The 20,124-nt window shown below is 66.8% G+C and carries 21 protein-coding genes, 1 tRNA gene and 1 pseudogene; 9 read left to right on the top strand and 14 right to left on the bottom strand.

Features of this window, described 5'->3' with window-relative positions; all coding sequences use genetic code 11:
- The first annotated feature begins 154 nt into the window (after window positions 1-154).
- A complete protein-coding gene (locus ACVW2K_RS12065) occupies window positions 155-928 on the top strand; it encodes a hypothetical protein (protein ID WP_457202672.1) in 774 nt (257 codons plus the stop codon).
- Between the two features lie 102 nt (window positions 929-1,030).
- On the opposite strand, the gene ACVW2K_RS12060 is transcribed toward ACVW2K_RS12065, so the two are convergent.
- From ACVW2K_RS12060 to ACVW2K_RS12040, 5 genes are read right to left on the bottom strand one after another with little or no spacing between them, the layout of a single operon-like run.
- Complete coding sequence (locus ACVW2K_RS12060; RefSeq protein ID WP_457202671.1) at window positions 1,031-2,683, bottom strand: TM0106 family RecB-like putative nuclease; 1,653 nt, start codon at window positions 2,681-2,683, stop codon at window positions 1,031-1,033.
- Window positions 2,684-2,698: 15 nt separating this feature from the next.
- Entirely contained in the window at window positions 2,699-3,394 is a 696-nt protein-coding gene (locus tag ACVW2K_RS12055; RefSeq protein ID WP_457204064.1) for an LEM-3-like GIY-YIG domain-containing protein, read from the bottom strand.
- Window positions 3,395-3,452: 58 nt separating this feature from the next.
- The gene (locus ACVW2K_RS12050; RefSeq protein WP_457202670.1) at window positions 3,453-4,271 is read right to left on the bottom strand and encodes a hypothetical protein; all 819 of its coding nucleotides are present in this window, start codon (window positions 4,269-4,271) and stop codon (window positions 3,453-3,455) included.
- Between the two features lie 30 nt (window positions 4,272-4,301).
- Window positions 4,302-5,762: an ADP-ribosylglycohydrolase family protein gene (locus tag ACVW2K_RS12045; protein ID WP_457202669.1), complete on the bottom strand. Its 1,461-nt coding sequence runs from the start codon at window positions 5,760-5,762 to the stop codon at window positions 4,302-4,304.
- A complete protein-coding gene (locus tag ACVW2K_RS12040; RefSeq protein ID WP_457202668.1) occupies window positions 5,763-6,770 on the bottom strand; it encodes a T3SS (YopN, CesT) and YbjN peptide-binding chaperone 1 in 1,008 nt (335 codons plus the stop codon).
- Between the two features lie 67 nt (window positions 6,771-6,837).
- Between ACVW2K_RS12040 and ACVW2K_RS12035 the strand changes: the two genes are divergently transcribed.
- From ACVW2K_RS12035 to ACVW2K_RS12005, 7 genes are all read left to right on the top strand, one after another.
- Window positions 6,838-7,542 carry an NUDIX hydrolase gene (locus ACVW2K_RS12035; protein ID WP_457202667.1) on the top strand — a complete coding sequence of 235 codons (705 nt, stop codon included), beginning with the start codon at window positions 6,838-6,840 and terminating at the stop codon, window positions 7,540-7,542.
- Window positions 7,543-7,559: 17 nt separating this feature from the next.
- Window positions 7,560-8,744 carry a hypothetical protein gene (locus ACVW2K_RS12030; RefSeq protein ID WP_457202666.1) on the top strand — a complete coding sequence of 395 codons (1,185 nt, stop codon included), beginning with the start codon at window positions 7,560-7,562 and terminating at the stop codon, window positions 8,742-8,744.
- 49 nt (window positions 8,745-8,793) lie between these two features.
- Entirely contained in the window at window positions 8,794-9,831 is a 1,038-nt protein-coding gene (locus ACVW2K_RS12025; protein ID WP_457202665.1) for a PGN_0703 family putative restriction endonuclease, read from the top strand.
- Window positions 9,832-9,895: 64 nt separating this feature from the next.
- Complete coding sequence (locus ACVW2K_RS12020; protein WP_457202664.1) at window positions 9,896-10,024, top strand: hypothetical protein; 129 nt, start codon at window positions 9,896-9,898, stop codon at window positions 10,022-10,024.
- Between the two features lie 121 nt (window positions 10,025-10,145).
- Window positions 10,146-11,939: a hypothetical protein gene (locus ACVW2K_RS12015; protein ID WP_457202663.1), complete on the top strand. Its 1,794-nt coding sequence runs from the start codon at window positions 10,146-10,148 to the stop codon at window positions 11,937-11,939.
- A gap of 81 nt (window positions 11,940-12,020) precedes the next feature.
- Window positions 12,021-12,653, top strand: coding sequence for a hypothetical protein (locus tag ACVW2K_RS12010; RefSeq protein ID WP_457202662.1), 633 nt, complete (start codon window positions 12,021-12,023; stop codon window positions 12,651-12,653).
- A gap of 82 nt (window positions 12,654-12,735) precedes the next feature.
- Window positions 12,736-13,875: an SPFH domain-containing protein gene (locus ACVW2K_RS12005; RefSeq protein WP_457202661.1), complete on the top strand. Its 1,140-nt coding sequence runs from the start codon at window positions 12,736-12,738 to the stop codon at window positions 13,873-13,875.
- Window positions 13,876-14,049: 174 nt separating this feature from the next.
- Here ACVW2K_RS12005 and ACVW2K_RS12000 read toward each other — a convergent pair whose 3' ends face one another.
- On the bottom strand, window positions 14,050-14,850 hold the full coding sequence (locus tag ACVW2K_RS12000) for a hypothetical protein (protein ID WP_457202660.1): 801 nt from the start codon (window positions 14,848-14,850) through the stop codon (window positions 14,050-14,052).
- Between the two features lie 213 nt (window positions 14,851-15,063).
- Between ACVW2K_RS12000 and ACVW2K_RS11995 the strand changes: the two genes are divergently transcribed.
- A complete protein-coding gene (locus ACVW2K_RS11995) occupies window positions 15,064-15,738 on the top strand; it encodes a bifunctional DNA primase/polymerase (protein WP_457204063.1) in 675 nt (224 codons plus the stop codon).
- Window positions 15,739-15,911: 173 nt separating this feature from the next.
- Here ACVW2K_RS11995 and ACVW2K_RS11990 read toward each other — a convergent pair.
- From ACVW2K_RS11990 to ACVW2K_RS11955, 8 genes and pseudogenes are all read right to left on the bottom strand, one after another.
- Window positions 15,912-16,199: pseudogene (locus ACVW2K_RS11990) on the bottom strand (tyrosine-type recombinase/integrase); the annotation flags it as partial.
- Window positions 16,200-16,270: 71 nt separating this feature from the next.
- On the bottom strand, window positions 16,271-16,492 hold the full coding sequence (locus tag ACVW2K_RS11985) for a helix-turn-helix transcriptional regulator (RefSeq protein WP_457202659.1): 222 nt from the start codon (window positions 16,490-16,492) through the stop codon (window positions 16,271-16,273).
- A 255-nt stretch (window positions 16,493-16,747) separates the two neighbouring features.
- Window positions 16,748-16,820: transfer RNA gene (locus ACVW2K_RS11980), tRNA-Ala, on the bottom strand.
- Between the two features lie 175 nt (window positions 16,821-16,995).
- Complete coding sequence (locus ACVW2K_RS11975) at window positions 16,996-17,628, bottom strand: histidine phosphatase family protein (RefSeq protein WP_457202658.1); 633 nt, start codon at window positions 17,626-17,628, stop codon at window positions 16,996-16,998.
- On the bottom strand, window positions 17,618-17,995 hold the full coding sequence (rsfS, locus tag ACVW2K_RS11970; RefSeq protein ID WP_028637620.1) for a ribosome silencing factor: 378 nt from the start codon (window positions 17,993-17,995) through the stop codon (window positions 17,618-17,620). Before rsfS ends, ACVW2K_RS11975 begins: the two co-directional genes overlap by 11 nt.
- 67 nt (window positions 17,996-18,062) lie before the next feature.
- Entirely contained in the window at window positions 18,063-18,671 is a 609-nt protein-coding gene (gene nadD, locus ACVW2K_RS11965; RefSeq protein WP_028637619.1) for a nicotinate-nucleotide adenylyltransferase, read from the bottom strand.
- Between the two features lie 17 nt (window positions 18,672-18,688).
- The gene (locus tag ACVW2K_RS11960) at window positions 18,689-18,841 is read right to left on the bottom strand and encodes a hypothetical protein (RefSeq protein WP_197025332.1); all 153 of its coding nucleotides are present in this window, start codon (window positions 18,839-18,841) and stop codon (window positions 18,689-18,691) included.
- 23 nt (window positions 18,842-18,864) lie between these two features.
- On the bottom strand, window positions 18,865-20,115 hold the full coding sequence (locus tag ACVW2K_RS11955) for a glutamate-5-semialdehyde dehydrogenase (RefSeq protein ID WP_457202657.1): 1,251 nt from the start codon (window positions 20,113-20,115) through the stop codon (window positions 18,865-18,867).
- Window positions 20,116-20,124: the final 9 nt, after the last annotated feature.

Below are 20,124 nucleotides of genomic sequence, written 5' to 3'. Positions count from 1 at the left end.
GCCACTCAACACGCTCCCCGCGAGCAGGCCCGCGCCCGGTCGAGGGGACTGGTGGAGCTCACGCGTTCGAGTATTGGATGGTCACTCGACCTCCAGGCCGTTTTCCTGTCCCTGGCCGGGCACATGTGTCGGCCGTCCTCTCTACCGTGGACGTATGGACCACGAGCCAATGACCTTGGAGGACGCGCGAGCTCTCGCCCAGACCGCCCACCGCGGGCAGGAAGACAAGCTCGGAGTCGAGTACATCCAGCACGTCGAGGCGGTCGCGGCCGGGCTTCTCGACTTCGACCTCGACATCCAGATCGCTGGCATGCTCCATGACGTTCTCGAGGACTCCCACTTCACTTTGGACGACCTCCGAGCACGGGGTGTCCCCGAGCGGTCATTGGCGGCGATCGAGATGGTCTCCCGCAACCTCCACCCGGACCTGAGCTACGACGAAGCGATTCTCCAGATCAGCACCTCGCTGGACGCCACGCTGGTGAAGATCTCGGACAACGCACACAACTCCCGACCCGACCGAGTCGCCGCACTGGAACTGGTCGCTGGGAAGCCGACGAACCCGAGGTACGCGCGGGCACGCGAAGTTCTCTACGCGTCCGCGCCAGCCGACCAGGTCGCGAAGATTCTGAGCAGAGTCTCGCCACCGCTTCTTCGCGAGCTGCCGGCAGGCGATGTGGTGGTGGACAGCCTCCAAGAGTTGTTCGCGATCTTCGACGTCGCAGACCTCGACGGACTCGTGGAGTCCATCGGTGACAACCTCGACCCGGACGTGTACCCGGGCGATGACCCCGAGTCCGCTCCTGAGCTGATCGTCGGTCGCTACGGGTTCTCGCTCGAGTTCCCGACGACGCTGGCCGCCTTCTGGGACGACGTCGACCAGGCCGAGCAGTGGGAACGCGATCAAGTGGAGGCGACGGAGCCGTGACCGAGCCAGACGCGTTTGTCCGTTTCATGCGATCGGATCCGGGTGCAACTGACGGGCATCGCGTCGTCGGCTTTCGCTGGCACGGCGTGCGACTTGCCTCTGTCAGAGGCCGTTACGGATCGCAGCGGTGGCGCGAACGTCGTCCTCGTTGTAGGCGAGGATGCGCTTCTGTCCTGTAAGGCGGGCAACCTCATCGTTTGCGGCGCGCGCTTCCATCAACCAGAGTTGAGACTGAAGCCCGCCTGGGTCCTCGTCTCGCCAGTTGAAGCCGAACTCCGGTGCGACTTTCTTGATCCCGAGCCCGTAGAGGCCGAAGTAATGCTCTCGGATGATCGGAAGCAGATCGACAAAGTGCGCAAGCAGGTCCGCGACCGCAGGCTCGCCGAGGAGCCGCTTCAGGTAGGCCGGCTCGGGGTGGGCGTAGTGGTAGACCAATAGCGACTGTCCAGCTGCAGCGGCGGCGGCGATCTGTCCTCGCAGCCAGGTCGCGAAGCTCTCGGCAAGTGCGATCGCTCCGGCGTCATCGAGTTCCCTCCACGCGACGACCGGGTGGTAGACGGGGTCCTCACCTGCACGGTTGACCAGCGCGCCCCAAAGGTAAACGTGGTCGTCGGGGTCCCACTCGATGTCGAAGTCGATCTCGACGTCGGCTCGTGGGACGGAGATTGGTCCCGTCGTTTCACGTTGGAGATTCCGCCCGTCGCGGATCATGCGAGCGCGCCGAATTGCGGTCGTGAGTCGGCCGAGTGGGTCCTTGAGATGGGTGACTTCTGGGAGGTATGACGCCTGCAGGGCGGGGTCGCTCGGGTCGAGGCCCGCGAGATCCTCGATGCTCACGACCCCGGCGTCGGCCAACGCGGCCCATTCCCGAACGGAGAGTCGACCGGACTTGATCTGCCTGCTCGCCACAGATTCGCCAGCCACGTCCCCGCAGTACTCGAGCCACGGGCACGACTCGCACTCGTCGGTGAAGATCGGCCGGACTAGAGCCGGTTCGCCGGAGGCCGCCGCTCGGGCGACCCTGATCCGGAACCCCTGCTCGTGGTCGTAGCGTTCCAGAGCCGACCGCTTGGCGGTACCGCGGGAGCGGGAGTAGGTCTCGAACAGGGCAGTGTCGAGGTCGACCCAGGTCAGTAGCCGACCGCTGGTGGTCAGGTCGGGGACGATGTCGCTGCCGATGATGAAGCCCCTTGGAGGCCCTTGTGGCGCGCGTCCGATCGCCTCGAGCATTCGCCAGTAGTGGGCCAGTTGAAGGTAGTCGTCGAATCGTGAGGCTGTCTCAGCGCCGAAGCCGTTGGCCGTGAGGATGTCACTCGGGTCTTCGATGGTGGAGTAGCTCAACGTTCCCTTCGCTCGACGCGCGACAATCCGGTGACCTTTGACGTCTCCGGGCAGGTAGCCGCCCGACGTGCCGAGCAGAATGTCAGGGCGGCCGGTGCGCCCACCCTCGGTGTCGTCGGGAAGCCAACCGCCGAGGATCACGTCGACGTCGTCCTCCATCGCCTGGACCGTGGCGCCGATGGCGTTCGCCTTGCCGCGCACGTCGGACAGGTCGACGTACCGCGCATCAGCCAGGCTCGCCTCAAGTTCGTTGAAGATGGTGACCTCGAATGCGATGCCGGCGTCGAATCGCATCTGGAGGCTGGCCGGGACCTCCCACTCGACCTTCTCGATCGACGGGTCCCATTCGTTGTGAATCCTCCGAGCACAGCGCTTGGCGTCGTACCCGGTCAGAAGAATGGGCTGTTGCGACATGAGTACCTCGGTCGTTCAGCAGTTGACGTAGCGGATCGGGTTGGCGTCGCCCTTCTTGTAGAGATGGGCGACGCTGGTGTTGAGGTATGCCGCCATCTCGGCAGCAACCTGCCCACTGAAGCTCCAGCGGAGGCCATCCTTGTCCGCCTCTTCAGGTGTCCAAGGACGCCAGGCATCGATCTTGTACACCTGGCGGATCACGCCGTGGTTTATCGAGAACGCGTACTTGGCGAGGTGTCGCCGCTCGCCGATATTCCACCAGAAGCGGGTCGCGCGGTACAGCTCGTCGGCCGTCATGGTCGGAGTCCACAGACCCGGGATCTTGATGAGGAGCGACGGCTCGGTGATTTCGGGGGCCCGTGGGGCGTCGTAGAGGCTCGTCACGACGTCCGCGCTCGCGAGCCCGCGTGGCGAGTGGTGGTGGCCGAGCACAGCGTTGGCGAGCGAGAAATACTGGTTCTCATGTCCCGTGTCGACAAGCCGGTACGCATCGATGACGGCGGCTTCAACCTCGTACGCGAGCTTCTCAGAGGACAGGCCGTGGCGGAGGATAAATGCTTCGACGTCGTGACCTCCGGCATGGATGCTGCGAATCAAGTCGAGCTTCGCGCCGAGTTCCCCGTCGGTCGCGACGATCGCATCTTGGGCGTGCTGGAAGACGCGGTTGCCTTTGCCCTTCCCGATGTAGAAGACCCCGGCCGTCCAGCGGATTGCGCAGGGCGTAGACGTACCACCCGATCTTCTCTGCCACGTACGGGCTGAACATGGATTACCCCTTGTCTTTTGCCCACCACAGGAATGCAGCGGCGTGCTGTTGGTGCTTGAAACCGTCGCCTAGCAGCGCAAGCAGGAGGTCGTTGCTCCACAGGATCAGGCGGCCGATGGTCCAGTTGACCTTCTCTGGGTCCGGGAGTTCGAGCCCCCAGATCGAGCGGGCGATCTCGCGTTTGCCGGCCTCGCCGGTGTACTTGAGGATCGTGAGGTACCGGTCGGGGTAGGCAATGCAGAGCACCTTGGTCAGCAGCGACTCCTTGAAGCCCTTCATACCGAAGGACTTGGTGTCCTGGATCAGGGCGGTGAGGCGGTCCTCTAGGGCGACCGGTGACGTCCCCCGCAGGAGATAATCGATGACCTTGCCGACCCGATCGGCGCCTGCGTCAGCGCCCATCTCGTTCCAAGCGTCGTTGAACACGGACATGTTGCCGGGGTTGGCACCAATGTTGCTGTTGGCGAAGTCCTTCAAGTCCTGAGGATCCGCGGAAGGCAGGCCCTCGGCGCTGAAGACGTGCTGATACTTGGCCCAGTACGGTGCGACATTCGGCTCCGGCTCCGGCTCTCGCTTCAGGAACTCAGCCTTTAGCTCCCCGGCCCGAGCCAGTCTGTTCGGGTCGACGTCGTCTGGCTTGGGGAACCGCTTCTTGATGTCGTCGAGCGTCGGCAAGGCGACCTTCTGCCGCGCCGGCTCACCGCGCAGCCACTCATACCCGCACTCCGCGCAGCGCAGCCTCCGCTGGGTTCCCGTGAGCGTCTCGACAAGCACGACGTGGTCGTCGGTCTTGCAGGTGGGGCAGTCGAGATCAAGCGCCATGGGTGGTTCCTTCCGAGGTCACAAGGCCATTCAAGCCTGAAGGCCGGACACTTCGAGGCGTTTGAGGGCAGCCAGGGACCCGGCGTTCGGCCGAGCCGCAGGCAGTGCGGAACAGACCGCCTCACACGCCTCGGCCGCGTCGACACCGCGCAGCATGGCGTACGCGATCGCGACGGCCGGCGTACGACTCTGGGCAGCGACGCAGTGCAGGAGTACAACGTGACCCTGTTCGCGCAGCGTCGCGACCGTTCGAGCGGCATCCGCCAGAATGAAGTCGAGATTGGGATTGACGGCTGGGTCGGCGTGGTCGATGAGCCTGTAGACGACGTGCTCGAGGTCGGCCCGGATCTGCTCATGGCCGACGAGACAGAGGCTGACGACGGCCGTGACTTCCTCCGGCACATTGTCGAGCGCGGAGGCGTCGGCGAGCACCACGCCGTCGTCGTACGGGTGCGGCACCAAGGTCTTTGCGGATCCGTACATCGAGTAGTCGATGTGGCCGGAGAAAGGCCAGTCGTAGACGCCAGGCCCCTTGTTGGCCGTCAGGTGGGCGAGCTCGACCAGTCGTTCGCCGCGGATGCCGGGATACCCGTGCGAGAGGCGGCGCCACTCTGCCGGTATGGCCGACGCCCCGTAACGCGCCCCGAGCAGCGCGCCGGCGATCGCCGCGACGGTGTCAGTGTCGTCACCGATCCGGACGGCGGTGACGAGGCTGTCCACGAGGTGTCGACACGCCTGGCCTTCCGTTGGTTCGGGCGTGTGCGCGATCGCGGACCATGCCGCTTGGAGCGCCGCGACTGCCCAGCCATTGGGCCGAAAACGTCCGGGTTCGGAGCCCTCGGCTCCGTCGATGCGGTTGGTCCAGTAGGCCGCCGCCTCGTCGGTGAGGTAGGCGAGACCGGCACGGACCTCGAGTTCGGCGTGCAGGATCGCGTGGCGGATCGCCAGCGACCACAGCACGCAGGCCTCTTGCGCGTGGGGGTCGTAATGGGTCAGCGCACCGACCTTGCATGCCGCCTCTACGAGGGCGACCGGGTCGTCCAGATACGGCAGCGCGACTGGCGCCGTGCGCATGAGCGAGCCGTTGCCAGCGGTGTGACCGGTCTGGGCGTGCAGGTCGTGCGACGTAGCGGTCATCGTCGCGGCCGACGGATCGGCACCGACGGCGCCCAGGATGGTTCGCGTCTGGTTGCCGATGTCGGGCGGGCGGGAGTCGTACCACGCGCGGAAGTTAGCGGCAATCTGCGTGAGCGCTTCCTCGCTGCGTAGGTCGGCGCCCGTAGCGGCTACATCGAGGATGGCCCAGGACATCGTGGTGTCATCGGTCCATTCGCCGGGGGCGAAACCGCCGAGGCCCCCGCCGATCATGCGGGGACCGTCGGGTCCGACCTTGGCCAGGCCGAACTCGTACGGCGCCCCGAGGGCGTCGCCCATAGCTGTGCCGAGCACGGCCCCGCAAGCGCGGTCGAGTTGTGCGGGAGACAGCTTCATTCAGGCCACCTTCGCGCCGGTGCGGTAGGCCAGGTCGTCGCGGGTGGACGTCATGGCCTCGAGGAAGAGGTCGAGCATCGCGTCCAGGTGGCTGGGCACGAACGGGAAGCCAGGAAGGACGAGGGTCTGCCAGACCGCTCGGTCGCGCAGGGTCCACCGGACCCAGAGGTTGTCCCGGTTGAGCAGGCCAATCTCAACCGCGGTAGCCCGGCGTGAGTGCACGTCGTGCGCCACGCGGGCCATGATCTCGACGGCAGGCTGGTCCCCCCGGACCCGGACCCATACCGGCTGGCCCAGGTGGTGCAGCACGTAGTCGCCGTCGTCATCGATGGGGGGTTCACCCTCGTACTTCTCGCGGAGCAAGCTCTCCACGATGTGGAGCAGGTCGTCCCGGTCGACCGGCTTCAGAGCCAGACGGTTCAGCACCGATTCACGCCCCCGGATCGTCCCCGCCGTCGCGGGAGCAGTCGGTTCGTCAACTTGAACCTCTGCGGTCGCGCACAACCCGAGAAGGCCGGCGCTGTCCGCCGCGGGCCCCCACGCCTGATAGGTCAGCAACTGCGGGTGAACGACGCCGAAGTGGTAGCGAATTGCCCATACGACGTGGTTGGCGATCTCGTCAGCGCTCGTGACCGGCCGCTCGATGTACCAGTTCTGCTCGGTCGCGTCGTTGCCCGACCATCCCATCAGCGCGAAGAGGTCGGAACCATCCTCATCGAGCTGATACTGGGGCAGCAGATATGCGTTGCCCGAGACCTCCGCCCGGATCATCCGACCGTCGCCGAAGCCCGCGAACTGAGCGTACGGCGGACAGCCGGCGTCGCCCTCGGGATCCGGGTCGGTCAGCTCGATCAGCAGGTGGTCGCCCTCGTCCGGGTCGACCATCGTGGAGAGGTAGGCCGTCAGGTCCTCCTCCAGCTTCTCCCACAGCGCGTCGAGTTCCTCGATCGCGTCGCTGCCCTCTCGGGGCGTGCCGGCGGGCGTTCCGCCGTGATTCGTGTTCGTCATCTCGAACCCTCTTTAGCATCCCAGTGGCGCTAAATATTAGCACGCCATCCGCGCTAATGTGTCTCCTATGTCGAAGCCCACCGATCTGGATAGGTTCCCCCGACCCGGAGTCACGGTCGACCTCGCGATCCTCACCGTAACGGGAGCCACCGACACAAACCCCGAGCTCCATCTCCTGGTCCAGGACCGCACCGACCCTGTCGGCCGAGCCCTCCCGGGTGGCTTCATCCGTGAGCGCTGGACGGTTGCCCGTACCGTCGAGGACGTCTTGCGCCGCAAGGTGGGCGTCGAGCCCGCCGCAGCCGTCCACCTCCGGTTGCTGCGCGTCTTCGACGACCCCAACCGGGACGACCGCACCTGGGCAATATCGGTCGCCCACTCAGTCTCGATGCGCGAATCCGACCTTGCCAACGCGCAGGGCGACCTCGCGCGCGTCAAGCTCGACGGGCGCCTTGAGGACGAAGGGCCCCTGCTGTTCGACCACGACCAAATCGTCGCCGCCGCCGTGGAGGCCCTACGGGAGCGCTACGAGTTCCGCTACCGGTACGTCGACATCTACCCCGATCCCGACGCCTTCCTCCCCGAGCCGTTTACGCTGCACCAACTCCGCAGGGTCCATGAGGCCGTAGTCGGCGCCGAGCTGCACAAGGACAACTTCAACCGCCGGATGAAGCCATTCCTTGAGCCCCTCGTACGAGACGGCAAGGCAGTCCTCTCATCGAACTTGCGCGGCCGGCCGGCTGCGCTATATCGCTCCCTGGCTCGGGTATGAGCAGCGATACTCCACACGTGCCCACGTACCGCCACACACACGTCGACGGCATCGACGTCATCCACAAGCGCGACCCCAGAAAGAGCATCAGCAGCCACCTCGGGCTCACCCAGCACGGCGGGAAGCTTGCCGCGGTCATCGAGTCACCGAAAGCCAAGGAGCAGATCTCAGCACTCCTGGATCTGCTCGACCTCCACCTCAACGGCCGCGACTCCCCCGACGGAATCGCCCTGCTCCTCGACGCACCCGCCCCCGAAGCCGTAGCGGCTCTCGAAGCGCTCTGCGGAGCAATCGCCGACAAGATCCCGGTCGAATTGCTCCAGCCCAAGAACAACTCGTGGGTCCCGATCCTGCCCTCAGGCTTTGACGCCACCGACGCACAGGCTCACTACAAGCACTGGACCGGATACCTGCAGGCCGACTTCACAGTCCCCGCGCTGGTCTACGACCTCATCGCCGCGGTCGGTCTCCGCGAACTCCGCGCCTACCCCCAACTGACCGCCAAGGGCGAATGGTCGATCCGGCTGGAGGGCCTCGAAGTCGCACGCATCAAGGGGCTCGCCGGGAGGCTCGGCGTCGGGAAGCCCGGCAAACTTGGCGACGTCGGCCCGGAGCGTCAGGCTTGGCTCGACACTGTCCACACAACCACCGCCGTTCCGATCAGTGCCGGCAGTCTCGACCGCGCGGCCGATCTGATCCGCACCTTCGCCAGCCGCTGGGCTGCCATTGCCGGAGGGCGGCAGAACGAGCATGTCCTCGAGTCCCGGATCTTGCGCGGGAGCGTACCCGTCAAGGTTGCCGTCGGCACCCTGGAGTTGATCAAGCCCGACGTAGCAGTCAACTGGGGAAGCCAGTTCCCAACCATCTGGGGACCGAAGGGCCGAGCCCGCTACCTGGACGCACTCCTACGCGACCCAATCGATTCGCGCATCCCGTGGGCGATCGAGATGAAGGTCAACCGAAGCGAGGGCCAGTACTACCGGCACGCCGTCGTTCAAGCCGTGCTCTACCGCCACTTCATCCGGCGAGCGACACCGCTGCACTTCTGGTTCGACCAGTTCGGCCTGGACCCGACGCTGTGCCGGGCCGCGGTGGTTGTCCCAACGGTCCGCACACAGATGTGGCAGGACCGGCTGTCTGCGCTGTGCGCGCTCTTCGGCGTCGACCTGGTCGTCGTCGACGAAGCAGCCGCTACGCGCTGAAAGCGCATCGCTCGCAAATAGTGTCGGTGGGCCACGCAAGAATGCCTGCGTGAATGAATCGACAGCACAGCGAACGACGCTGTCTGGGGACGAGCCCCGGAAGACCAACCCGTACGCCAGCGTGCACACCAAGCTCGCGATGGCCTGGAAGCAGCGCACGACGACATTGCCAGATGACGCGCGGGCGCCCGGCGTCTATGAAAGGCACCGCCGCGCCTACCCGTTCTGCCTCCCAGTCGAGTTCGCGTCGCACAACCTCCTCCCCGACGTCCGCGACGGTGCGATCGACCTATTCAAGGAGCTCGACATCCCCTGGCACGACTCGGTGGCTGGCGGCCCCAGCAGCCATCTGCGGGACTCGCAGGTGCAGTGCGTGAACGCACTGTTCGCGATGGTCGCCGATGCCGAGCGAATCAAGCTTGCCTTCGGCGAGGCGGTCGACATCGCCGAGGTGCTGCCGATCGAAGAAGGACGGTTCCTGACCTTCGAATACATCGGGCCCACGGACTACTTCGGCGAGGGCGTTCGCGGTGGCAAGGACGTCGGACGGCGGCGGGGCGCCAACTGCACCAGCGTCGACGCCGCCTTCCTCTACAAGACGTCAGCTGGTGTCACCGAGCTGGCGCTGGTCGAGTGGAAGTTCACCGAGTCCTACCTCGACGCAAAGGATCGGAAGTCGACCTCCGACGCCGTCCGGATCGGTCGGTATGCGGCTGACCTCGCCGCGAGCGACAGCCCGATCGCCCTCGATGTGCTGCCGACCGAGTTGCTTCTCGACGAGCCCTTCTACCAACTCATGCGCCAGCAGCTACTGGCCAAGCGCCTGGAACACGACCGCGTCCTCGACACCGAGGTCGTGAGGGTGCTACACGTTCTCGCACCCGAGAACACGGGGTACCAGGACTCACTCGCCCGAGCCGAGCACCGCGCCCTCGGCAGCACTGTCGATGAAGTCTGGACGAAGCTCCTGCGGACTCCCGACAGGTTCCTCCACGTCGACCCCAAGGTATTCCTCGACCCGACCGTCACCAGCGACGAATACGTTGATCGCTACTCCCCCACTGAAGCCGTCGATGGCTCGAGGTGACCCCGTTGCTCGGCGACTTGCGTAGAGCCATGCAGCGCGCAGGGTGCGGTCGTTGCGTCGAGTGATGACGACGTCCCCGACCGACGCACGAGTCCCCGTCCGCCAAGTCGACCTCCTGTCGATCGCCGGCGCCATCGACAAGTATTCGCTCGGCCCGGGCGCGCTCGTTGAGAGCACCTACGGCGTGCGCTGACTCGGTTACAAGGATGCTGGCCAACCCAGCGGACGTGTCATTGCGCCAGGCGGCGTACGCGGCGTCGAGCATGTCGTCGGTGACGCCCTCTCGGATTCGGTCGTGTCGGACGTAGGTGGAGATGACCTCCACGTCGCCGCGCCGCATTGCAAGCGACGAGATCTCCCTGACCCTCCGTGAAGCCGCCGACCTGCCTGTGCCTTGGAGCGGATCCGATTTCGAATGGCGGATCGCTCTGGCCGACGTGCCCGATCGCCCAGAGGATTCGTTCCCGCCGTACCCGCTTCTGGTGAGCGTCGGCCAAGCCGCCGACGGGTCGTTCCTGTTCCTCAACCTGGAGGAGCTTCGCACCGTCACGGTCACAGGCGATGCTGACCGGAAGGCCGCCTTCGCACGCCACCTCGCCGCCGAACTGGCCGTCAACCCGTGGTCGATCGTCGCGACGGTCGATCTCCCCGGTCTCGGTTCCGACCTTGCATCGTTCAACCTCGGCCGTGTCCGCACGCACCCCGCAGGGGACACAGACTTCATCGCAGAACTCGCGCGCAACCTGGCCTCCATCACCGAGGCGTTTGACCCAGACGACTTCCGCGCCGCGATCATCGCGACCGCGAATCGTCCGACGGCCGACCTCGACCAACTCGCAGAGGTGATCGCAGGGATCCCGGGTCGTTCGTCGGCGGCGCTCATCGACCTCGCGGGCGAGCCTCGATCCTCCGCCACAGACCTGCAGCTGACCGCTGACGGTCGTCTCCAGGCAACGAGCCTCGGAGTCGACGTGGCCGCGGCAGGGCTGAGCGACGAGGAGGCAAGAGCATGTGCGCTGCTCCTCGACCTCACACTCGACGAGACCGTCGTTCCCGTCCCGCAACCGGATGACGGAACAGCGGTCTCTGACCTCGGCGGCGCGCTGGTGGAGCGGCTGACCGAACCACGGCCCGAGGGTCCAGCCGGAGCAGAGTCTCTGCTGCCACTCGATGCGCTCGTCTACGCCGACGCCGCCGCGACGCCGGTGGAGGACGTCGAGGTGCTCGCGCCTCGGGCCGCGCCGGAGGCCCGCGCAGCCGTCGAGGCCGCGGACCCGAAGCTCGACGAGGACCTCGCCCGCTGGGAGTCGCCGACCCTGTCGTCGGTCAAGCTGACTCTCCTCGGGCCGGTCGGTGCCCGGACCACCGGCGACACGAAGGCAACAGCACACCGTCGCCCGTTCTACGTCGAGCTTCCGGCGAATATCGCGCTCCACGCCAACGGGGTCTCCGGACCTGATGTCGCCGACGCCTTCGGGATTCGCCCGGAGCGTGTCCGGGTCGACATGAGCCAGCTGCGACGGTGGCTCGGCACCAACCCGCGGACCGGCGAGCCCTACCTTCCGAAGGCAGAGCCTGGCGGCGACCCCGACTCGCCCGCCCGCTACAAACTCGAGGGCGTCCTGTGCGACCTCGACCTGTTCCGTCGCCTCCGTGCTCGCGGACAAGGCCGCGGCGCCGACGGCATCGACGATCTGATCGCGGCACTCCGAGTGGTCAGCGGTGAGCCGTTCACGGACCTTCGCAAGGACCACTGGAACTGGCTTCTCGACGGTGACCGGTGGGACCACATCATGACTAGCGCCATCGTCGATGTCGGACACATCGTCACGACCCACGCGCTCGCCGCTGGCGACCGCGGCCTCGCTCTGTGGGCAGCTCAGGTCGCCTACACCGCGTCGCCCTACGACGAGATCGCCCAGCTCGACATGATCCAGGCGGAGAAAGCGACCGGCGATGACAGGAAGGCTGACCAGGACCTCAACGACAAGGTCTTCAACCGGCGCGACGACGACTTGCCGCCGACCGACCTCCCCGAGCGCACCGCCCAGGTCGTCGACGACAAGAACTGGGGAACTCACCGGCCGTGTCCTCGCCGGACTGGATGAGGCCAGGCCCGCCCTGAGGGCCGACGGAAGCGCAAAGCAATCTGGTCACGACCGGACTTGTGTTGACCTAGCATTCCGGGCGTGAACCTGTGGGAGTACCTGTCGACGGAGTCCGAGCGCGCGGAGCGCCAGCGAGAGCGGATGGCCGGCTCTCTAACGCGTCACTGGCTCACGCTTGCGGCGCTGGTCTTCGGGATCGTCGGTGCGGTTTTCTTTGGGCTGTCGTTCAAGACAAAGCGCACCGAGACGGAGACCTCGGGCCACCTGTGGTGGAAGGACGAGACCACGACCACAGCGGAGGTTCCGCTGGCGACGCGGCTCCTGCTCCTGTTCATAGGGCTCGCCTTGATCGCGATCGCGGCGGTGTGCGTCTACGTACGGATTAGGCAAGCAGCCCGGCGGGCCGCCCAGAAGAAGTACCTTGCGATCCTGACCGGCATCGAGGTGATGAAGGTTCACCAGATCGCGGCCATCACCAACTCGAGCCCGCCCCGGGTGTACCGGGACATCCAACGCATGATCGATGCTGGTGCGATCGACGATTTCTACATCGACTACACGGCCGAGCAAGTGGTCAGCAAGAAGTATGTCCCCAAGAACTCACACAAGACGGTCGTGACGTGTCGTGCCTGCGGAGCCAACAACGAGTTGATCGTGGGCATCACGCGACCGTGCGCCGCCTGTGGCGAGCCCCTAGTGCTGAATACGCCCTGATCCGTCGGACCTCTCGCCTAGGCTGCAAGCCAGGCGACGTCGCCCAGACCTGGGCTCACTACACATTCGAAGGCGGGACGCGATGGGACTGGTCAGCGCAGCAGTTGGGGCGGTCGGTGGAACCCTTGCAGACCAATGGCGCGACTTCTTCACCGCTCCCACCTTCGACGAGCAGACCATCGTCGCCCCCGGGGTTTTTCAGGAAGGCAACCGAGGTAGAGGCTCCAACAGGTCCGCTTCCGCCAATGTAATCTCCGATGGCTCCCGCGTTGTCGTGCCCGAGAACACCGCTGTGATCATCACTGATGGCGGCGAGATCGCAAGCGTGGCGACCGAGCCGGGCTACTTCGAGTTCTACAACGATGGCCAGCCGTCGATCTTCAGCGGATCCGGGCTGCGCGAGTCACTCATCCGGCAGTCCTGGCAGCGATTCAAGTTCGGAGGGCAGCCGAGCCAGCAGCAGCTCATCTACTACGTGAACCTGCGGGAGATCCGAAACCTCCGCTTCGGCACACCCGGGCTACTTCCATACAAGGACTTCTCGCTCGTTCCAGAAGGCTCCGGCCAGGCGCCAGTTCTGCGTCTCAGGGCACGAGGTCAGTACTCCGTACGGGTCGTTGACCCGATTCGGTTCTACCGCAACTTCCTCCCGGGGAACACCCAGTTCTATTCGCTGGCGGACGAGGCCGCGAGCGGACAACTTCGTCAGGAGTTCCTCACCGCGTTCCAAGCAGCACTGCAGGCCTTGTCTCGCACAATTGACATCGCATCGCTTGCCTCGCACGGACCTGATTTGGCCGCCGCCCTTACCAACGAGGGCGGCCCGGGCGGTTCCTGGCTCGAGCGGTTTGGCCTCGAAGTGGTCGCGACTGCGATCAGCGCTGTCGAGTACGACGAGGCTTCACGAGACCTCATGGACAAGTACAACAAGGGTCTGATGCTGGGGGGTGGCATCGGCAACGCCTACACGCAGACCACGATCGCCGACTCGGCCCTGGCAATGGCCGAGAGCGGGGAGGGCGGCACTGGGATGATGGGGCTTGCGATGGGTCTTGGTGCCGTCGGCGGGACTGTCTCCGGATTGAATCAGCCGACTCCTACCGCGCCGGCCCAATCGGACCCAGTCGCCGTGTTGGGACAGCTGAAGGCGATGCTCGACCAGGGCTTGATCACGCCTGAGCAATACGCGGAGAAGCAGCAAGAGGTGCTGGGTCGCATGTGACGCGGCGCGGCGAAGGCTCGCACCCGCCCAAGCCCGGCGTATGGGGTAGTCCCAATTGACGCTGCGACACCGTGCCCCGGCTCTCTCATGCGGGTAGAGCAGCGTGGACTGCATGAGGCTGTGAGCAGAGAACGCCCGACACACTGCCCGGTAGTCGACGAAGGTCGTCCTCGATCAGTTGCGCCATCCCGGCCAGCAATTGCGAGCGCCTCGTTGGGCGAGCAGGGCGCCACGACGCAGGACGTCTTCCACATCCTCACGCCGATGCGCGCAGCGCTCGATGTAGTACTCGGGCGAGCGACGCTCAATGAGGCGCCAAGTTGTCTTCCAGATCGCGTCTTCGTACATGTGGCCGGCAGCCGCGAGTCGGCCCATTCCACCGTGTCCGGGAATCTCGTGCCCGCCCAGATACTGAACCTCGACGTCACGGAGGGCATCGCGTGCTGGCCCGTCTTCGAACCACCTCCGCTCCAAGACGGCCATAAACAGGACGAGCCCGTGTTTCCCAAGGACGAGCCCGCCGAGCTTCTGCATCACCAGCTGGTGGTTGAACCCACGGTCGCCCGCCCTGAGTGACTCGTTTGCGTCGACAATCTCGTCTACGAACCGCCAGACCAGCCCGATCAGCGGGTATCGACCAATGACCTCTCCGGCGTGGAGCTTCCAACCGTGGTGCAGATGGTTGAGCGAGGGATTTGCAGAGACCACACGCTCTCTCATCTGAGCGTCCGAGACTTCGCCGTTTCGCACGAGGGCCCCAAACGGGTCGAACTTGAACTCGGGTGGTAGCCGATTCAGAACCCCGGGATCGAACGGATCGCCCCACGGGTTCAGGTCCCGCCGCAGCTTGAGCTCCAGGGCGCCGACGAGCAGGAACGCCTCCATCAGATCGGTGGCGGAGTTCCATCCTGCGGGGAACTCCGGGTAGATGTTGCCGGTCAGATCGACATCGGCTGTCGTCGTCGGCTCACCCATGCGGCTGACACTAGGGATGGCAACTCCGCCGCGGAGCGAAACAGTGAGAATCTGGGGGTCCTTCGATCGCCCTCGGTACGACGCGAGGGAATGTGTCCCGGCCCGGTCGCAGGCGAATCGTCACCAGTGCCCGGGCTGGAGCCATCCGGACAGCTCCTCGCTGTACCAAGACCTACCCTGAACGTTTCTAGGGAACGCCGCTGACCTGCGCAAATGCAACGTTCCTCCTCCCTGTTCCCCCTCGTTGTTACCGGAATCCGGTCACGCTGCCGGGCCAGTCTCGGGGCCATGTTCAACCCGGCAAACCCAATCCCTCGCTGGACCGCATCGACGATGCAGCGTGTCGCGACCGAGCCGAGCCTGGCCGGCGCCGCGATCCACTTCGCGAACCTCGGGATCCCGGTCTGCCCGTGCCTCCCCGGCGGCAAGCAGCCGCTCACGCCGAACCGCTTCCACGACGCGACATCGTCGGCCCGCACCGTGCATCACTGGTGGCGCGCACACCCGACGCGAACATCGGCCTGCCCACGGGTGCGCGCACCGGCATCCTCGTCGTCGACACCGTCGCCTGATGACGGCGGCGGCGAACTCCGGGATCGGGATCTGTCGGACCGAAGCGTCGGTCTTCGGGTGCGGGTGCCGGAACGTGCCCTGGCCCTGGCGGTAGACGACAGTGCCTTGGACGTGTGCCACCATCCCCTTGCTGCCGTCATAGATGTCAACCGGTCGCAGCGCGAGGGCCTCCCAGGCCGCATGCTGGTGCCGAGCAGGACTTCGATGGCGTCACGCACATTGCCATCTGGTTTGGGGCCTTTGATGCCGGGGCCGGTTCGCCAACTCGCCGCGGCAACCCGGATCGCTGCGATCTGCTCCAACGTGAGCGCCTGAGGCGTGCCTTTGGGCTTTCGCAGCGGCGAGGTGCCCTCGACCGGGTTGCGGCCGATGGCGTCGTGGCGCAGTGCGAACCCGAACAGCTGGTTGAGCAGCGTGCGTGAGTGCTTGGCCCGCGAGTATGAGATGGCGGCCTCTCTCTTCAGGAACACCTCGACCCGCCCCGTCGCGATCTCACCGAGGGTGTAGTTCTCGAAGAACGGCCGAACGTGGACTCGGAGGTCGTCGCGGTAGTTGTCCTTGGTGCCCTCCGAGATGTCGCGTCCCTCGAGGTCGGCAAGCCAGAGCTCGGCGAGATCGGTGAAGGGGCTACGCAGGGTCAGGACCCCGCCTTGCCCATATCCAGGGCGCTTGAGGAGACGCTCCTTGAGGTCAGCGATGGCCTTGCTCCTCGTCGGGGCCGTCGCCTTCACCTCTCGCAGCAGGCCGTCGGCATCGCGGAAGCGCGTGTGGGCCATGTAGCGGCGCACGCCCTTCCGGCGGACGTTGATCGAGCCGAACGTGCCGATCGCGGTGCGGGGGCGGCCGCTCATCGCCGGTCGCGCCCCGGATGGCGGTCGACGTCTTCTTCTTCAAGCCGGTGCAGCCAAGCCTGGATCTCCGACTGTCGGAAGCGCAGGTGCCGGCCGACGCGAAAGCCGGTCGGGCCACGGCCTTGACTACGCAGGTCATACAGCGTCTGCACGCTGACGTGGAGCTGCTCGGTCAGCTCCTTGAGCGAGAGCGCCGGCTCGATGACGCGGTCGGTCACGGCGCCGGACCCGCCGTGAGATGTGGTCTCGTACGTGGCAGGAAGTTCCATAAGAACCAGGTGCGCGAGGCGCGCCGAGCGCCCGCGAGACCGTCCGAGACGGCTTCGCCTCGAGCCGAATCCGTGCGAATATCTGTGACATTTCTGCGACCAGGCCATGGTCGTCCTCTCTGTGAGGACCCAGTGCATGTACCCGGTCAAACGACGAATCCGCAGGTCAGAAGCGATTTGCTTCCGTCCTGCGGACCCATTCGGTGGAGCTGAGGGGACTCGAACCCCTGACCCTCTGCATGCCATGCAGATGCGCTACCAGCTGCGCCACAGCCCCATCGTTCTCTTCCCCTGCGGGATGACAACTCGCGGAATACTAGCCAACCGCCCCGCCCGATGCGAATCGGGGGCGGGTCACAGTTCCCCATGGGATCCCGGGGAACCCGCACTTCCCACGGTGAGCAACGCCATGGGAAGTGCGGGCCCAGGTGCAGACCATGGTGAGCCTGAGGTCAGCGGCCGGGCACCACGCGGTTGTACGCCACCAGCCGCATCGGGGCACCGGGCTCGGCGCGGTCCAGCTCGACCCAGCCGCAGTTCGCGAGGCCGTGCAGGGCGGTGCGCCCGGTGGCCGGCAGGCCGAGCAGGACTGGGACGGCGTCGCGGATCGCGGCGCCGTGCGAGACCGCCACCGCCAGCTCACCCGGGGCGATCGAGCCGAGGAGCTCAGCGAGGGCCGACACCATCCGGACGGCGACCTCGACGGCGGTCTCGCCACCCGGCACCACGTCGAAGTCACCGGAGCGGAAGGCGGCGAACTCCTCGGGTGCCACCGACGCGTACTCCTCGTGGGTCAACCCCTGGCGCGAGGCCAGGAAGTACTCGCGCAGCCGGGCGTCGTACACGGGCTCGAGGCCGGTCTCCTTGGCGAGGTACGCCGCGGTCTGGCGCGCGCGGGCGCTGTCGGAGGACCAGAGGGCGGCGGGGCGCAGTGCGGCGACGACCGGCGCCACCGCGGCCGCTTGGGCGTGGCCGGTGTCGTCGAGCTCGACCTCCAGCTGCCCCTGGATCCGGCGGCCGGCATTGAACGCGGTCCGGCCGTGCCGGAGCAGGACGAGCCGGGCAGGAGCCGGGTCAGCGCTCATGCGAGACGACGTCGGCCGGCAGCTCGATCGTCGGGCAGTCCCGCCAGAGCCGCTCGAGGGCGTAGAACTGCCGCTCCTCCTCGTGCTGCACGTGCACGACGATCTCGCCGTAGTCGATGAGGACCCAGCGACCGTCCCGCTCACCCTCCCGCCGGATCGGCTTGGCGCCGATCTCGCGCAGCTTGTCCTCGACCTCGTCGACGATCGCCTTGACCTGGCGGTCGTTGGTCGCGGAGGCGAGGACGAACGCGTCGGTGATGGCGAGCTGCTCGCTCACGTCGAAGGCGACGATCTGCTGGGCGAGCTTGTCTGAGGCCGCCAGCGCGGCCGCGCGGACGAGCTCGAGAGCGTGGTCGGTGGCAGTCATGCGGGGTCCCCTCGGAATCGCGGGCTGGAGGAGCGGAGCGGGGGAAGCCCGCGACGTCGTGGGGTGCTCACTGCTGGTCCTTGGGATAGAGGTCGTGCTTGGCGATGTACTGGACGACACCGTCCGGCACGAGGTACCAGACCGGCTCGCCGCGGCGGGTGCGGTCCCGGCAGTCGGTGGACGAGATCGCCAGCGCGGGGATCTCGACCATCGTCACCCGGTGCGCCGGGATCGTGGCGAGCGTCGCCTCGTCCATGGTGTAGCCGGGCCGGGTGCAGCCCACGAACTGGGCGAGCGCGAACAGCTCTTCGGCGTCGCGCCAGGTGAAGATCTCGGCCAGCGCGTCGGCTCCGGTGATGAAGTAGAGCTCCGCCTCCGGCAGCTGGGCCTTCAGGTCGCGGAGCGTGTCGATCGTGTACGTCGGGCCGGCGCGGTCCAGGTCGACGCGGGAGACGGTGAACCGCGGGTTGGACGCCGTCGCGATGACGGTCATCAGGTAGCGGTGCTCGGCCGGCGAGACGATCCGGTCGGACTTCTGCCAGGGGTCGCCGGTCGGGACGAAGACGACCTCGTCGAGGTCGAACCACGCCTGCACCTCCGACGCGGCCACGAGGTGGCCGTGGTGGACGGGGTCGAAGGTGCCACCCATGACCCCGATCCGCCGCGCGCCGGGCATGTGCTCGCTCCCGGCGGTCAGCTGTGCTCGCGTCCCGCGCCGAAGATCAGCAGGGCGAGGATGAGCGCGAGCAGGATCGCCAGCACCACTCCTCCCACCAGCCAGTGGTTCGGCACGTTGTCGTTGACGGCCTCCTCGGTGGCGAGGACGGCGACGTACGGGTTCAGCATGGACGACAGCCTACCGGCAGCGGTCAGGACGGGCGGACGTGCCCGTCGCCGGTCACGACGTACTTGGTCGAGGTCATCTCCGGCAGCCCCATCGGGCCGCGGGCGTGCAGCTTCTGGGTGCTGATCCCGATCTCGGCGCCGAAGCCGAACTCCGCCCCGTCGGTGACCCGCGTCGACGCGTTGACCAGCACGGCCGCCGAGTCGACCGCGGCGGTGAAGTGCCGCGCCGCCGCGAGGTCCTCGGTCACGATCGCCTCGGTGTGCTGGCTGGAGTACCTGCGGATGTGCCGGATCGCCGCCTCGAGGTCCGGTAGGACGGCCGCGGAGATGTCGAGGGAGAGGTACTCCTCCCCGAAGTCGCCGTCGGTGGCCGGCACGACGCCGTCGTACGCCTGGAACGCCGGGTCGCCGTGGATCGTGACGCCCGCGTCCTGCAGCGCCGCGACGACCCGCGGGAGGAACGCGTCCGCGACCCCGGCGTGCACGAGCAGCGACTCGGCCGCGTTGCAGACGCTGGTGCGCTGGGTCTTGGCGTTCAGCACGATCGCCAGCGCCTTGTCGAGGTCGGCGGCACGGTCGACGTACACGTGGCAGTTGCCGACGCCCGTCTCGATGACCGGAACCGTCGACTCCTCGACCACCGAGCGGATCAGGCCCGCTCCCCCGCGCGGGATCAGCACGTCGACCAGGCCCCGGGCGCGCATCAGCTCCTTGACGGTGTCCCGGCTCTCGGCCGGCACCAGCTGCACCACGTCCGCGTCGAGTCCGGCGGCCGCCACCGCGCCGCGCAGCTCCTCGACGATCGCGGCGTTGCTCGCGCCGGCGCTGGAGCTGCCGCGCAGGAGCACGGCGTTGCCCGACTTCAGGCAGATGCCGGCGGCGTCGGCGGTCACGTTGGGCCGGGCCTCGTAGATGATGCCGACCACGCCGAACGGCACCCGCACCTGGCGCAGCTCGAGGCCGTTCGCCAGCGTGCTGCCGCGCACCACCTCGCCCACCGGGTCGGGCAGCCCCGCGACGTCGCGCAGGCCCTGGGCCATGCCGGCGACCCTCTCGGGCGTGAGCCGGAGCCGGTCGACGACGTTGGGCGGCGTACCACCCTCTTCGGCGCGCACGACGTCCTCCGCGTTCGCAGCCAGGACGCGGTCCTCGCCGGCGAGCAGCGCGTCGGCCATCGCGTGCAGCGCCGTGTCCTTGGTCCGGCGGGTCGCCAGGGCGAGGGCGTGGCTGGCCTCCCGGGCCCGTTCGGCCATCGCGACGACTGGACTGGTCATGCTCCGAGG

The sequence above is a fragment of the Nocardioides sp. HB32 genome (assembly GCF_054058995.1).
The sequence above is the reverse complement of the archived record's forward strand: the minus strand, read 5'-3'. Positions and strand labels throughout refer to the sequence as shown.